The following is a 14,645-nucleotide window of genomic DNA, read 5'->3' as shown; positions in this document are numbered from 1 at the left end:
AACAATGAAACAATTTCAGCCTGGCGATATCATCGAAATCACGCTCCCCCAAGGCTTTGGTTACTTACAAGTCACGCATAACCATCCTGCGTACCCAGAAGTAGTTCGCGCCTTGCCCGGGCACCACCCAGCTCGCCCGGCAAACATTGCAGAGCTTGCAAAAGGCAAAACCGAATTCACCTTCATGCTCCCGCTATTCTCAGCACTTAAACAGGACATGATCAAAGGCGAAAAAGTCGGTGCCGCGAAAATACCGGCCAGCGACAGCACCTTTCCTACGTTCCGGATGCCAATCCGCGACAAACAAGGCAACGTCGTATATTGGTGGTTCTGGGATGGCGAAGGATTGCACTATGACGCAAATCCAGACGCATCAACGGACCAAATGCCGCTGCGAGAAATCACAACGGCAGATGCCTTGATCGCAAAGCTGTCAGCAGTCTGAACGAAAGCCTTAGGTCGGAATGCGGGTTGGTGGGACTTTACGTCCTTCCTCTCCCGCCTTTCGTTCATCTTCCTCGAGATTCTCAAGAATAACCAACATGCCCTTACGGATGGTTTCGACCTCGTCTGGTGTCAAACCATCCAAGGCAACCTCGTTCACCTCAATCGCGAGCGGTTCAAGCTCGATACGAAGCTCCTTGCCCCGTTTGGTCAGGAATACATGCTGTTTGCGGCGATTACCGGCCAAGGTACGTTTTTCAAGAAAGCCAAGCGCTTCAAGACGTTGCAAGGCTGTATGTGTCGTTGGCTCGGTAAGACCGGCTTCTTCAGCCAGCTCACGTTGAGTCAAACCCTCCTGCTGCCACAGGATGCGCAGGAAAATCCACTGGCCAAACGTCACGTGATGCGACGCAAGACGTATTTGCAGAGAACGGTTAAAACCGCGGGTTGCCAGCCGGATAATATGCGCAAGACGTTCGCGTGAATCCGGAACTCTGTTTTTTCTATCGACCATAAATTGATGGATGCCCCTAAAACCAACTGATCTTGCTTTTCGGATTGACTGATACAGCCGTCTTTTGCCGGTGTCAAACGTGCTTAGCCGGGAGCTCGCCAAGCACGTTTGCACATTACGCCAACGATTACCCTTCGTCACCTTCGGCAGTTTCTTCAGCAGTACGCGTCATGCCCGACGACATAGCTTTCGTGTAACCGGGGGTTATGCGCGCATCAATCACGACGGCTTTTCCCGCCTTGACGATTGGCAAAGCTTCTTCAATGGCGGCATTTAGTTCTTCCGGTGTGGACACAGGACCAAATGCCCTCAAACCTTGCGCCCGGGCCATTGCCGCCAAATCGATATCCGGCCCGCCAATATGTTGGCCAATCCATTTATTTTCGACCGGACGTTCGCGACTGATGGCGACTTTTTCCTGATGAATTTCATCGTTATAGAAAGACCGGTTATTGGCAATGATCGCAAGAAACGGAATGCCATAGCGTGCAGCAGTCCAAAACGCCGAAACCCCCATTAGGAAATCACCATCACCTAAAACGGCAACCGGAAGACGATTTGTATCGCGCAGCGCCAAGGCCGCACCGACCAGCATACCCGGACCCGACGCAATCCCGGCTCCACCATCATAGCCAAGGTAGTCAAGTGGGTGGCGGAAATGCCAAAGATCACCACCCCAGCTAAGCGGCAACCGAACAAGCGACACGATCTCTTCGGAGAGAGCCTCCCCCAAAGATGCAGCAAGACTGTCTACGTTAAGCGGGGCTGATGGGGTTGCGATATCGCCAGTGCATAGTGCCGGCAGACTTTCCAGACTACTGGTTGGTGCAATGTCAGCTTCTTTGCAAAGTTGTTTGATAACCACATCCGGTTCAGTAGCGATATGCAGATCAGCCCTGACATTTGCCTGATGATCCATGCTCCAGCCATTGTGGATCTGATGATCGAGGGAAATCTGAACAATCTTTGTATTTTCCGTCCTCGACCCCGCCTGCTTCAGAGTACCCGCAACATCGACCCAGTCAAAACTGACGATCAGGTCAGCATCACTCAGGACACGAGCTCCGTCTGGCGACATAAAGAAGCCAGGAGCACCGGTATGGAGCGCGTGATCCGTCGGAAATGCGGCCCCAAGCTTGATGTCGGTCAGGACGCGGGCATTGAATGCCTCAGCGAGTGCGACGCGGCGCGTCCAATCTTCCTCGTTTCGCGAAACACGGCCCATCAGGAACACAGGCGCTTTGGCCGTTCGAAGCATCGTCTGCAATCCGATCAGCGTTTCGCGTGATGCTGCAGGTTGCGCAGGCAAAGCATGACGACTGACATCAGGAAGACTTATTGATTCGGTAACCTCCTCTTCCTGTACCGAAACGTCAAAACAAACGTAAACTGGCGCCATCGGAACCGTTTTTGCAATTGTTGCCCCGCGCATCATGGCTTCAAGCGAGGCACGAATAGAATAGGGTTGATCATCCCATTTAACATAGGGGCGCACCAAAGCGGCCTGATCACGGGATGTATGTATCCAGTCAATCCATGGACGCCGCTCGGCAGCGTCGACGGGACCGGTGGCACCAAACACCAATACAGGCACACGATCACACCAAGCGTTATAAATCGACATGGCAGCATGCATCAACCCGACATTGGCGTGAACGATGGCCGCCATTGGGCGTCCGGTAACCTTCGCCCAACCATGCGCGATCGCAACCGTATGCTCTTCATGCAGGCACAGAAGCATTCTGGGATTTTCATTCCCAAGATGGTTGACCAGACTATCATGCAAACCGCGGAAGCTTGATCCTGGATTAAGGGCAACAAATTCCACATCAAGGGCACGCAACATCTCTGCAATCAGGTCACTACCCCAAACCCCTTCCGATCCTGATGCAACAGGATTCTCGACTTTTTCCATTTTTCCTCCCGGACTTTTCAGTGCTTTATCAAAGCAATTTAGAATTTTTCTTTTTAAATATTTCGATATCTAACATTATGTCAAACGAGATTTCCTCGCGAACAGGACAGATGTCTCAAAGGAGAGATGGATGGGCTTTGGATTGCAATACGCTGCCGACCCAAAACGACTTTTTTTTAGAGATCACCAATCCCTACTTACCGATAAGCAGCACCCAACAGAGCGAGAAATATGAAGAAATTGAATTGCTAACGATTTACGCGCTGATACTGGCCGTTTTCTTTGTCATTGGCGGCACGATGAACTTGCTTGCGTCTGATGTAACGCAAGCAGATTACGCAAGATGGGGTCACCCGACATGGTTTCCGTATCTCACTGGAATTTTGGAGTGGGCAGCAGCCATACTTCTTGTGTTTCGCGCGACACGCCTACTCGGTGCAGCATTAGCAGGAAGCGTTATGATCGCGTCAGCTGGAACACTCATAATAAACGGTGAATACGCCTACAGCATCGAACCAATAACGGTTCTGGTCCTCGTTGCGGCCTACGCGATGATTCATGCCAAAATGAACGATGAAGAAAGAAGCGATCCATCAAAGAGCCACATAACGGACCTGAAGGCTCAGCAACCGAGCAACATTGTTGCCTCATTTTCCAATGCGAGACTACTCGAAAACCCCGAATTATGACAATTCAGCTCACAACAGTTTAGCGCGAGACAGGCAATAAAGTTCTTGGTCACAAAATTGGGGAGTGGTGGGCCCGGCGAGACTTGAACTCGCAACCAGACCGTTATGAGCGGTCGGCTCTAACCAAATTGAGCGACAGGCCCTGCATGAGCAGGCTCGCAAATGCGCGCAACCCAACGCGGTTGGACAAACTAGATATTTTCCGAGCTGCGTCAAGCACTATGACATTACGCAAAAATCATACGACAGCCACAGTCTTGTTCTTACCTGCATCACTCCGCTTAAAAGTTGCTTCCTTCATCCGAAACGCCACGCATTTAGATAGCTAGCCACAGTGTCTATCCCGTTGTCTTCAGTTTCCAACAAAACAGCCAAAGGAGCGCGTCCGCCAAAATCCTGCGCAAAATGCTTACCACTCAGCCACGTTAGCGCCTCCTCTTTGACCGGAAACAGCTCTATGAGACTTCTGTGAACATTCAACACCCCCGAAATTCGCATAAGTACGGCATACGGAATGACCAACTGCTCTCCAGACCTCTGCTTTCTCAGCCATCTGTAGTAAGTTGACCTTGAGGGCTGCCCAAGCAACTTGACTTGGTCATTTCTACTTAGCCCCCAAGCGGATGTAACATGGCAAAACGCCTTTAACCCCGGACCACTGAGACGAGCACAGTCTTCCTCTGCAATTGAGGCCGGAAAGGATAGAGCATCACCGTTCAACGACATCAGACCACTCCACTAAGTTATGTCAAAGATTACCGAAATGTTGTTAGTGGACGTTGCTATACCAGTTTTCCAACTGAGCTTCGTCGACGTGAAGAGCCTGTAAACCCGTCTCCTCATCTTTCCGAAGGACATACAGCTTCAAGAGACCTTGATTGATTGCAGTCAGAAGCTTGCTGTAGCTCAAACCCTGCTTGTTAAACTTGGCAACAGCCTGCCCCAAACGCAGTGTCTTTTTGACCTTTGGAGGTCGTTTTGCACCTGCTCTCAGATCCGTCATCCAAGAGTCAACAACCTTGCGGTCGTAGAACCACTTCGGCCAACCGTCTCCATCCGGGGAATGTATCGGCGTCAAGATGTTCGCTGCACTGAGACAATACAGCACATGCTGGGATATCCCGAGCTCATCTGCCAGTTGCTTACGTTCCACAAGACGGCTTCTGGTCTCTCCGTACTCCTTGACGCTCTCGCGGTGAACACAGATCATCCGACCGTAGTTTGTCTCAAATACCCTGCTCTGGAGATATTTACGCTCCACCAGCCTTTTGAACTCTTGCTTGCCAACGCCCAGCTGTTTGCGGGCAACAAACCCCGGCATAAAGGCCCTGCGATCTCTCACCTTAAACACCGCAGGACTTCCACGCGCACTCACATAACCCGCACTCAGCCGGTTGTTCATATAGTCCTGTAAAGCATCGAAGAGGAACCCGAGCTGAGTTCGCTGTGACACCAGTGCCTTATAAAAACTCCCAAACATCTGGTGCATTACAATCATGCCGCTTGGTGCCCCCTTGCCGGCACAAACATCATCTACGAAATCACAGAAACCATGTGGCCAATTCGCTAGCGCTGCGGCTACCCGCTCGACATTTGAAATAACGATATCACTGGTTTCTTCGTGCCACTTCTCGTCCAAATCTTCATTCTCGTGCCATAGGCGCGTCGACAAGAAAGATATCGTGCGCAGAAGAAAATATAGATCTCCATCGACCAGCTGAGCTGGCAACCGTTGCGCACTGAAGTCGAACTGTGTGCCCATGAACTTGTTAGAGATCAATTGCATCAAGGCTATTACTGGGCTCGAACACTCAGCGGTTGCAGCCTTGAACTGACACCCGGGAAGGCAGGGGACTACACGCCCCCTGTTAGAAACGACATCTTCTCCGCAGGATGGACAAGCATTCCTGAGAAGCTCTCCATGCTCTGGGCAATGAGTGACAAATTTGAGGTCCCAAAGCCCTGAAACAAAACCCTTCTCCCTCAAACACGAGAAACAGACGCGCTCACTCGGCCAATAGAGGAATTGCCTCGGGATGATTTCACCTGTGGAAAGAATCACATGAGAGTTGTTACCGCGTGCGCTTGTGTAGAAGGACAGAGACTTCATCTCATCCTCCGCCACACCGATGATTTTGGAGAGTTTCCCAAGCTTATCGGCGATTTTCGATTGCGCTTGGTCAGTTAGGCTCACACCAGCCAGATTTCCGATCCAGGACATTCTGGGATACCGGTTTAGTTCTGCAACACGGATAAGGTAACCGATTAAGCTCTCATGCTTGATTGGTGGAGACTGGAACAAAAGCGTTTTAGAAGATGTCATGATCATCCTCCTTACCGATGCCTTTGTCTTTTGGCGTTTTCTTTTTTCCCGGTCGGATTGTCGCTTCTCCGACATCAAATTCTACCGCCCCCAAAATCCGGACAGCTTCATGAAGATGATTTAGGCGAAGGGTTTCATCGCCTTCAAGCATTGCTAGCTCAGTCGCACAATGCACAGTCCGCATCATGTATCCAAGCAATCCCTTGTTTTCATCAACGACATACTTGATCGCAACAGGATCATTTAGTGCCGAGACCTCTGGCCTCGGCAAAGGCAGGTGCTTATTGAGCATGTGGAAAAAGAGAACCACGGACTTTCGTGCTTCCTCCGCATCAAGATTGAATGGCTCAATCCCGATTTTTCCATTTCTTCTCGTCTCAAGCTGAGGATTCACAGAGAATATATTGTGAACTTCTGGCAAGCCTGCGAACACGATGGGTTTTCGCAGTATTTCTACCTGCGTCTTTAGCCAGTCTGCAGCATCATATTGTCTTCGTGCACTACCGCGGTTCGTTAGATGCTGGAACTCGTCAAAGATCAGCAATTCAACGCCAGTCCGACCAATATAATCTTTGATTCTCAGCTCCATGTCCTGCCGTGTGCCTTTCACACTCGACAGGTCACCTAATGCCATCAAAATGCTGGCAGCAAGGTTCTTAACCGTGCAGCTTTCAGGTACGATGACAAAAAGAACCTTCTTGAACCGGCCGCTTTTGTTGTGGAAATTGCAATAGTCCTCGATGATAGAGGTCTTACCAGCCCCCGTTTCACCAACCATAGTCAGAATTCCAGGCCTTGAGGCGTATCGACCAGTTTGGTGGAAATTCGCGATCTTGGTCAGCGCATCCTGAAAGGCATCATGAGCAATCCTGCGATCCCGAAATTCAGCGAGTTTGATAGCTTGTTCGTTGGTTAATCCGTTTTCGAACTCATGCATCGGTCTCACCTCCGCCCTGGTTCGGATCTCCCGCACGCGAGGTACGCCATCCCCGACGTTTCAACTCGTCCTCCAGTTCTTCTGGTGAATGGAACGGTGAAGCAAAGGTCTCATCAGAACTGATATCGTCAGTTTGCTCGTCGATGGTATGCTCTGTCTTTGGAAGCGGTCCGTTGTCGTTCCCTGCCTTCTTCTCCTCACTGGTGAAACGATTGGCTGCCTTGCGTTTACGTTTCTGACGGCTCTCGATGAGCTCTTCAGCAACCTCAAACAGGGATTGCCGCATCTCAAGAAAATCGTCCTCCGAAGCTTTCCTGAGGTCCAACTCCCGTTTAAGCATCGCTCTGCGGATTAGGCGGTGACGCCAAATTGACAGTTGCAGAGCGTAAGTCTCAAGAGTGCAGTTCACAGGAATGAACAACTTGGCTCGGCTGTCCTCGACATGAATTGTCGCCAGGTCTTCTGGATCAAACTTGATCCGAACTTCTGGATTGGGAAATTTGCCTGAAGAATTCGTCATCAAACGTTGACGGAGGAGCTGCAGGCTGTGCGACTGATAGTTCAACCCCATGATCCTGATACCGGTTCGGGTTAATTTTTTGACCTTCACTTTGAACAGCAACACGGCAACATCTTGCTGGCTCGAGATGAACCGAACAGGATGCTCGCGAACGCCATTCTGCCATTTTTCTAAAGGGAGTTGCTTGAGGGTAGAGTGCTCTGTGACAGCGTGTTCATCTACGATAAACTTCGTCAAAAGGAACTCTAGGTCCTCAATAGTTAGGCATGCTGACTTGCCAGAATTGTAATCACCTCGTTGCTCAGGGTTAGAGAAAGTTGTCCCTGGCAGGGTATGGATCAACTTTGTATTCAATGTTCCGAAGAAACGTTCTACAGCTCCCTTGTAATGAGGGGTTCTTGCCGGATTATACTCCACTGAAATTGCAAGCTGGCTGCAACTATCCAGCAGATCTTGCGAGTGAAACTCCAAGGCATTGTCGAGCACCAAAGTGTCCATCACCCCAAAACAGGGCCAGATTGACGCAAAGTTGGCATCCGATGTGGTGCCGGGTTGAGCCTTAAATTGAGCGAGCACTTGCTTGAGATACTCTTCTTTTGGAAGGATCGCATGCTTCAAACAATGCATCACAGAAACGTAGCCTGGGCTTTCAAAACTAACGTAAAACCCAACAGGCATTCGGCTATACAGATCCAAGGCTAGGGTTAACCAAGGTCTTCCAATTACCTTTCCATCCTTGGTTCTTAGGATTATGTCCATAAGCTGGTGATCAACTTGGACGATGTGCAAAGGAAACTTCGCAACGATGCCTGGTCCGACACCAGCAAACACTTTATCGGCTTGCCGTCGGCCCTTTTGCGCCGCCATCACTTCATACGGATTAAGACCTGCCAAAAAACGATAGATGCTTCTCGAGGATGGGATGTGCATTCTCCCAGCTTCGGGACAACGCTTGTTCTCCTTCATCAGCCGACTTTTAAATAACTTAAAGATGCCAAGCTTGTTCTTAGGCGTTCGAACGAGATAGTGGTCCTCGACAACTTCCTGCAGGATTTCAAAAGACCGATTGCACATACATGTTGGCTTACGACCTTTGAGATGATGCCTCGGAACCAAAGCGGTGATATCTCGGCCACCTTTTAGCCAGTCGTTGTACCATCTCCAAATCGCACTAAAACTTGGAGTGACAGCTTTTCCGTCCCGTTCTGTGCCCTCGATAACTTCGTTTATCGCCGTGGTTAAATTACTGCTGATCAACAGCTCGTCGACTTTGTTGATGTAACTTAGCCGCTCTCTCGCTACAGCCTTGTCACTTTCACTGAAGGCGTCAAAACGCTTCTCGAGCTGTCCCTTGGGAGACGTATCTATTTCAGGTATTTGCTGGTCAATAGACGCCTCTCCCTCAACCACTTTCTCAGCCAGCTCTCGTGCAGAGATCAAAAGAGGTTTACCTGTTCGAAGACAGGTCAGGTTCAGCTCGTCGGACTCGGTGTGACAAACTACCTTGTAAACCTCTGCATCTAGACACACTCTGGTATTTACAGGGATGTAGATCATACTCATTTTTTGATCTCCCCTTCGTAGAACCAAACTAGACTGTCGGCTGTGATCGGCTCATTGAGATCGACGCAGAGTTTTCCCTCTGCGATATATGGCAAGACTGCTTCCAGCGCATTGTCAGCACTGACTTCCTTAGCCAGTTCACCGATTGAAATGCGATCGTGTCCATTGAATGCGCGATAGATTGACAGGACGGAGTAAAGTGTGCCTCCAAGCAGCCGGTAGGGTTGCAAGAGCTTTACGTTTGACCAAAGCGGCTCTTTCCTGATTTGGTCTTCCGTCCAGACTTCAAATCCGTATCCTTCCTCACGCAACATTTCACGCATGAGCTCAAGCCTCTCAAGCACACCATGCTCAAAGAGTTTCTTGACGGGCTTCACTTCTAAAATTTTACGACCGGTTCTGGTTAGAACCTCGATATCGGGATAATAGAAGCGGCTTCTTCCGTCGCATTCATAAATGAAGCGGAATGGCTGTGCCTTGTACTTGACGACCTCGGGCAACACATCAAGTACCCGCATGCAATCACGCTCTAGTTGTGACTCCCACGCGATCTGTCTCCGGTTCTTCCTGCTGTAAAAATAGCCTACGACACGACCTTTACTCCGGGTGACAACCCGGCGTGCTGGTTCATACATTTTGATCTCCTTTAGCTGAATTTAGGCAAAGTGATCCTGTTGCGTGATTGACACGCAGTACTTGCCTGACAGGGGGAAACGTGCTAAAGGAGAAAAATTCCACAATTCCTCGCTTAGGCGACGTAACCAACCGCTTCAGACATTCTGTGGCGGTTTTTGCGTTTGGAGCTCCCAACTGGTTTCTGTTGGGTTGAAATGATTCCGATTTGTTAACAATCGGTCAATGTCTGGTCCGAGGATTTATCAACTGAAGTTCGGACAACCTCGGTCAGGTCACAGTTCAGAATGTTCTATCCTGCAAAATCTGTGAAAGAGGTGCGTTTATATTCTGACGCGGGTCCTACAGAGGAAGCACCATTGCTCTACCGGTCATATTTTCCCTGTAAGAGAGTGATTATTACATTGCAAAGGATGTATCCATCTCTCAAGCGATTGGCTGCAAACTCAATCAGACAGTCCTTATTTGAGCGGCTGCAATGTCACTTAGTTAAGTGACATTTTTTTCTGTGAACAACTGTCCGAACGCCACCTCAATGCGTTTCGATCAGAACTGAGTGGGGACTCGGGAAAGCCTTTGGACCGAACTTACGGCATTCTCTGGCTTAAAATTCCACGCAAAAAGCGGAACTCGAATCGCGCAAACAACGGTCTAGGCCGAATTTAACTGGTGGCAACAAAATTTGGGAATTGAGAGGGATGCATTGTCGAGTGCCAGTTTCATCATTTCCGGCGAGAATTTCATCTTCTCTGGCGAAAATTTCAACTTTTGTGGCACTCGACAACGGGAAAAGTGGTAGGCCCGGAGGGACTTGAACCCCCAACCAGACCGTTATGAGCGGTCGGCTCTAACCAATTGAGCTACGGGCCCCCAAGACAAGATGTGTCAGGGTAAAGAAAAGACCGCACCGGATTACCGGTGCGGTCCCGAAAACTAGCGATTTTCCGGCCAAGGTCAAGCCCGAACGTCGCCTGTAATCCTATTAATAATCGAGGAACGACCGCAGCTTGCGCGAGCGCGACGGGTGTTTGAGCTTGCGCAGTGCTTTTGCCTCAATCTGACGGATACGTTCACGGGTAACGGAGAACTGCTGACCAACTTCCTCAAGGGTGTGGTCGGTATTCATGCCGATCCCGAAACGCATACGCAGAACACGTTCTTCACGCGGGGTGAGCGATGCCAGAACGCGCGTGGTGGTTTCACGCAGGTTGGCCTGGATCGCTGCATCAAGCGGCTGAACGGCGTTCTTGTCTTCGATGAAATCGCCAAGATGGCTGTCTTCCTCGTCCCCGATCGGGGTTTCGAGCGAGATCGGCTCCTTGGCGATTTTCAGAACCTTGCGAACCTTTTCAAGCGGCATCTGAAGTTTTTCTGCCAGCTCTTCCGGGGTCGGCTCACGACCGATTTCATGCAGCATCTGGCGCGAGGTACGCACCAGCTTGTTGATGGTTTCGATCATGTGAACCGGAATACGGATCGTACGGGCCTGGTCGGCGATAGAACGCGTAATGGCCTGACGGATCCACCAGGTCGCATAGGTCGAGAATTTGTAACCGCGACGGTATTCGAATTTGTCCACCGCCTTCATCAGGCCGATATTGCCTTCCTGAATAAGGTCAAGGAACTGAAGACCGCGGTTGGTATATTTCTTGGCGATCGAAATCACGAGACGCAGGTTGGCCTCGATCATTTCCTTTTTCGCACGGCCGGCTTCGCGTTCACCCTTGTTTACAACACCGTAAACACGGCGGAACTCGGAAATCGGAAGTCCGACCTCGGCCGAAACACCACCGATATCTTCGCGCAGCTTGGCGATTTCTTCGGGATAGCGTTCGATAAAGGTTTTCCAGCCCTTGCCCGGCAGACCGGCAACACGTTCCATCCAGTTCGGGTCAAGCTCATTGCCCTGATACTGTTTGACGAAGTCCGGACGCTTGATCTTGCAACGATCGGCAAAGCGCAGAAGCTTGCCCTCAAGACCCAGAAGACGGTTGTTAAGGCCGGTCAAATGGTCAAGAAGCTCTTCGATGCGGAAATTGTTCAGGTGAACATCTTCCATCAGTTCGACCATCTCGTTCTTGAGCTTGGTATAGCGCTTCTCGGTCGCCGCCGGAACGGTTTCACCCTTGTTCAGCGCCACCAGACGCTGTTCCTGCGCCTTGTGCAGCTTCTCATAGGTCTTGGCGATCAGTTCGAATTTCTCGAGAACCTGCTCGGTCAGTTCCTCTTCCATCTTGGAAAGCGAAACATTGACCTGCTCGTTCTCGTCTTCGTCCTCATCATCGCCTTCGCCGCCTTCTTCACCTTCGGAGTCTTCGGACTCATCGTCCTCTTCCTCTTCGGTTTCCTCGCCACCGATCGCATCGGGGGTTTCGGTTTCGGCGTCTTCGTCCTCATCATCATTGGCAGAGTCAAAGCTTTCGACATCTGCCTCTGCATCAACGTCTTCGTCCTCGCCTTCCTCGGCACCGATTTCGGCATCCGGGCCACCGCCATAGGTGGTTTCAAGGTCAATGACATCACGGAGCAAAAGTTCACCAGCCTGAAGCTGATCATGCCAGTTCACGATGGCACGAATGGTCAGCGGGGATTCGCAAATCCCGCCAATCATCATGTCACGGCCGGCCTCGATACGCTTGGCAATGGCGATTTCGCCTTCACGCGACAGCAGTTCGACACTGCCCATCTCGCGCAGATACATACGTACCGGGTCATCGGTACGGCCAACATCATCGGCAGAAATATTGCCACTCGGATCGTTGTCGGAATCGTCGTTGTCGTCATCATTGTCATCGGCCTCATCACCATCGATGACATTGATGCCCATCTCGTTGAGATTGCTCATCACGTCTTCGATCTGCTCAGAGGAGAAATGTTCTGACGGCAGTGCCGCGTTCAACTCATCGACAGAGATGTGGCCTTTCTCCTTGCCCTTGGCAATGAGCTTTTTGATGGCCGCTTTATATGTATCGAGAAGAGGTCCGTCTGCGTTTTCAGAAGAGTTCTTTTTCTCTTCAGCGTTCGAAGTCTTAGACGACATCTATTCCCCGTTTCCCGCTGGGTACGTTCGTACCGTTGTTGTCCCACGCACTGTCTTTTCAGCGCAAATCACAAATAGCCCGATCGCCGATCCTGAATGCAAGGCACCCAAAGATCAGTCGTCGAGCTTAAACACTTTTTCCCGGCGACGGGCGAGATCCTCACGCCTGTGAGAAAACCTCTCCCATTCTTCCTGACTGATATCTGCTGCCAACTGTCGGACGGCGTATTTTGCCTCTTCGTCCTCCAGGGAGCTTACAGCCATGGAAAAAACCTGTTTCCAACCCGTTCTGGCCCGTTCCAGCGGCGTTTCGGGCTTGGCGAAAGCAGCGTGCGCGATTACATCCGCACTAACCACCCGCAAAACTGTCTCTGACAGCCCGTCGCGCTCCAAATGAGCCCGGATTGAATCGGAATCAAGTCCAGGATCGTCATCAAGCAGCTTTAAGACGGCCCGACGAAGATTGTCAAGCGCGGAGTCTGCACAACTATAGATTCCAAGCTGTTCACCGATCTCATCATGCAGGGCAGGATGATTGATCAGCGTCAGCAAAAGAATGGAGTCCTGTAGATCGCGCTTCTTCTGCATTGGCGGTCGCGACATGCCCGGTACGGCTTTTCCGGCCGGACCCCAGAAATGGTCATTTTTTCCGCGTTTGCCACCCCGTGCGGGTTTTTTATTTTGATAACCGCCGCCAGATGCCCCGCGACCGGCAGTGTTGCCGCCGCGGTCGCCCTTGAACAATTTCCAGATGCGATCACTGAACATCGACTTGTACTGGCTGCGTACTGCTTCGTCGGCAATCACCGAAATCCGCTGATTGATATCGGCCTCAAGGGCCGCCCGCCGTTCCGGGGTATCGATCTTGTGCGCCCCCACATCCATACGCCAGACCAGCTCGGCCAGTGGCACGGCCTGTTCAATGATCTTTTTGAAATTCTCAAACCCGCCCGGCGCGCCCATCAGACTGTCGGGGTCTTCGCCCTCGGGCAGAATGGAAAACAGCAATGACTTGCCCGGTCGCAGGATCGGAAGTGCCCGTTCCGCCGCACGCACAGCTGCACGTTTGCCCGCCGCATCCCCGTCCAGACACAGGATCGGCTCGTTGGTCATTTTCCAAAGTTCGCCAATCTGTTCTTCGGTAACCGCGGTACCAAGCGGCGCCACCGCCCCGCGGAACCCGGCCCGGTGCAGGGCAATGACATCCATATAGCCCTCGGTCACAATGATCGGTGCATCGTGACGGGCAGCTTCGCGCGCCTGGGGCAGGCCATAAAGAAGGCGCCCCTTGTGAAACAGCGGTGTATCCGGACTGTTAAGGTATTTCGGCTTGGCATCGCCCATCACGCGGCCGCCAAACGCCACCACCCGCCCGCGCCGGTCAAGGATCGGGAACATCACCCGCCCGCGGAACCGGTCATAGCTTTGCCGGCCGCTATCTTCGGGTTCGATCAGAAGCCCGGCCTCGATCATCAGCTTTTCGTCGATATCTTCGCGTTTGAGTGCCGCCTTCAGCGCGCCGCGATTGTCGGGCGCAAAGCCCAGGCGGAATTCGGCAATGGTTTTGTCATCAAGGCCGCGACGATGAAAATAATCCAGCCCTTCCTTGCCTTCGGGCATGCGCAACATGCGTTCAAAAAACACACAGGCCGCTTCCATCACCTCGTAAAGGGTTTTGGCCTTCTGTTCGCGTTCCTGGGCTTCGCGCGACGGTTTGGGGACATCCATGCCAACCTGATTGGCCAGCACCTCGACCGCTTCGACAAAGGTCAGCCCGCGGGTATTCATCACAAAACTGATGACGTCCCCGTGCGCCCCGCAGCCAAAGCAGTGATAGAAACCCTTTTGCTCATTGACCGTAAAGGACGGGGATTTTTCGGAATGGAATGGGCACAGCCCGGAATATTCCCGGCCGCGTTTGATCAGCTTCACCGATGAACCGACAATATCTGCCAGTCCGACCCGTGCCCGCAGGTCGTCCAGAAACGACTGGGGAAAGCTCATGATGTCCCGATCCCGTGATGATGCTGTTGCGCACATGCGCAACCCTGTTGTTGGTCCTTGTCC

At 51.5% G+C, this 14,645-nt stretch carries 11 protein-coding genes and 2 tRNA genes; 2 read left to right on the top strand and 11 right to left on the bottom strand.

All coding sequences use genetic code 11. The annotated features are described in order from the left end of the window. Positions 1 to 4: 4 nt before the first annotated feature. Positions 5 to 445: a hypothetical protein gene (locus WA429_RS04160; protein ID WP_120224391.1), complete on the top strand. Its 441-nt coding sequence runs from the start codon at positions 5 to 7 to the stop codon at positions 443 to 445. Between the two features lie 9 nt (positions 446 to 454). Here the strand turns inward: WA429_RS04160 and WA429_RS04155 are convergent, their stop codons facing one another. Then, a complete protein-coding gene (locus tag WA429_RS04155; RefSeq protein ID WP_250282170.1) occupies positions 455 to 958 on the bottom strand; it encodes a MarR family winged helix-turn-helix transcriptional regulator in 504 nt (167 codons plus the stop codon). 127 nt (positions 959 to 1,085) lie between these two features. Then, complete coding sequence (locus WA429_RS04150) at positions 1,086 to 2,873, bottom strand: thiamine pyrophosphate-binding protein (protein WP_287466691.1); 1,788 nt, start codon at positions 2,871 to 2,873, stop codon at positions 1,086 to 1,088. Between the two features lie 20 nt (positions 2,874 to 2,893). Between WA429_RS04150 and WA429_RS04145 the strand changes: the two genes are divergently transcribed. Next, positions 2,894 to 3,562: a DoxX family protein gene (locus WA429_RS04145; protein WP_287466690.1), complete on the top strand. Its 669-nt coding sequence runs from the start codon at positions 2,894 to 2,896 to the stop codon at positions 3,560 to 3,562. Positions 3,563 to 3,627: 65 nt separating this feature from the next. Here WA429_RS04145 and WA429_RS04140 read toward each other — a convergent pair. The 9 genes from WA429_RS04140 to dnaG all read right to left on the bottom strand — a co-directional run bounded on the left by WA429_RS04140 (position 3,628) and on the right by dnaG (position 14,582). Beyond that, positions 3,628 to 3,705 (bottom strand) — tRNA-Ile (locus WA429_RS04140). A gap of 154 nt (positions 3,706 to 3,859) precedes the next feature. Further along, positions 3,860 to 4,060, bottom strand: a complete 201-nt coding sequence (locus WA429_RS21415) for an MbcA/ParS/Xre antitoxin family protein (RefSeq protein WP_353799186.1) — start codon at positions 4,058 to 4,060, stop codon at positions 3,860 to 3,862. Between the two features lie 271 nt (positions 4,061 to 4,331). Then, a complete protein-coding gene (locus WA429_RS04135) occupies positions 4,332 to 5,885 on the bottom strand; it encodes a TniQ family protein (protein ID WP_287466689.1) in 1,554 nt (517 codons plus the stop codon). After that, positions 5,872 to 6,822, bottom strand: coding sequence for a TniB family NTP-binding protein (locus WA429_RS04130; protein WP_287466688.1), 951 nt, complete (start codon positions 6,820 to 6,822; stop codon positions 5,872 to 5,874). The genes WA429_RS04135 and WA429_RS04130 overlap by 14 nt, the downstream gene beginning before the upstream one ends. Continuing rightward, positions 6,815 to 8,905, bottom strand: a complete 2,091-nt coding sequence (locus WA429_RS04125; RefSeq protein WP_287466687.1) for a Mu transposase C-terminal domain-containing protein — start codon at positions 8,903 to 8,905, stop codon at positions 6,815 to 6,817. Before WA429_RS04125 ends, WA429_RS04130 begins: the two co-directional genes overlap by 8 nt. Then, a complete protein-coding gene (locus WA429_RS04120; protein ID WP_287466686.1) occupies positions 8,902 to 9,540 on the bottom strand; it encodes a TnsA endonuclease N-terminal domain-containing protein in 639 nt (212 codons plus the stop codon). The genes WA429_RS04125 and WA429_RS04120 overlap by 4 nt, the downstream gene beginning before the upstream one ends. Before the next feature lie 791 nt (positions 9,541 to 10,331). Next, positions 10,332 to 10,408 (bottom strand) — tRNA-Ile (locus tag WA429_RS04115). Positions 10,409 to 10,520: 112 nt separating this feature from the next. Next, complete coding sequence (gene rpoD / locus WA429_RS04110) at positions 10,521 to 12,578, bottom strand: RNA polymerase sigma factor RpoD (RefSeq protein ID WP_101245610.1); 2,058 nt, start codon at positions 12,576 to 12,578, stop codon at positions 10,521 to 10,523. 114 nt (positions 12,579 to 12,692) lie between these two features. Then, positions 12,693 to 14,582, bottom strand: a complete 1,890-nt coding sequence (gene dnaG / locus WA429_RS04105; protein ID WP_250282104.1) for a DNA primase — start codon at positions 14,580 to 14,582, stop codon at positions 12,693 to 12,695. Positions 14,583 to 14,645 lie beyond the last annotated feature (63 nt).

Source organism: Thalassospira sp. CH_XMU1420-2 (assembly GCF_037029325.1).
GTDB lineage: Bacteria > Pseudomonadota > Alphaproteobacteria > Rhodospirillales > Thalassospiraceae > Thalassospira > Thalassospira povalilytica.
The sequence above is the reverse complement of the archived record's forward strand: the minus strand, read 5'-3'. Positions and strand labels throughout refer to the sequence as shown.

Bases quoted from the DNA above. Each gene is read 5' to 3' on its own strand.
- WA429_RS04160 (WP_120224391.1), top strand. From the start codon at position 5: ATGAAACAATTTCAGCCTGGCGATATCATCGAAATCACGCTCCCCCAA.
- WA429_RS04155 (WP_250282170.1), bottom strand. From the start codon at position 958: ATGGTCGATAGAAAAAACAGAGTTCCGGATTCACGCGAACGTCTTGCG.
- WA429_RS04150 (WP_287466691.1), bottom strand. From the start codon at position 2,873: ATGGAAAAAGTCGAGAATCCTGTTGCATCAGGATCGGAAGGGGTTTGG.
- WA429_RS21415 (WP_353799186.1), bottom strand. From the start codon at position 4,060: ATGCGAATTTCGGGGGTGTTGAATGTTCACAGAAGTCTCATAGAGCTG.
- WA429_RS04135 (WP_287466689.1), bottom strand. From the start codon at position 5,885: ATGACATCTTCTAAAACGCTTTTGTTCCAGTCTCCACCAATCAAGCAT.
- WA429_RS04130 (WP_287466688.1), bottom strand. From the start codon at position 6,822: ATGCATGAGTTCGAAAACGGATTAACCAACGAACAAGCTATCAAACTC.
- WA429_RS04125 (WP_287466687.1), bottom strand. From the start codon at position 8,905: ATGAGTATGATCTACATCCCTGTAAATACCAGAGTGTGTCTAGATGCA.
- WA429_RS04120 (WP_287466686.1), bottom strand. From the start codon at position 9,540: ATGTATGAACCAGCACGCCGGGTTGTCACCCGGAGTAAAGGTCGTGTC.
- rpoD (WP_101245610.1), bottom strand. From the start codon at position 12,578: ATGTCGTCTAAGACTTCGAACGCTGAAGAGAAAAAGAACTCTTCTGAA.
- dnaG (WP_250282104.1), bottom strand. From the start codon at position 14,582: ATGAGCTTTCCCCAGTCGTTTCTGGACGACCTGCGGGCACGGGTCGGA.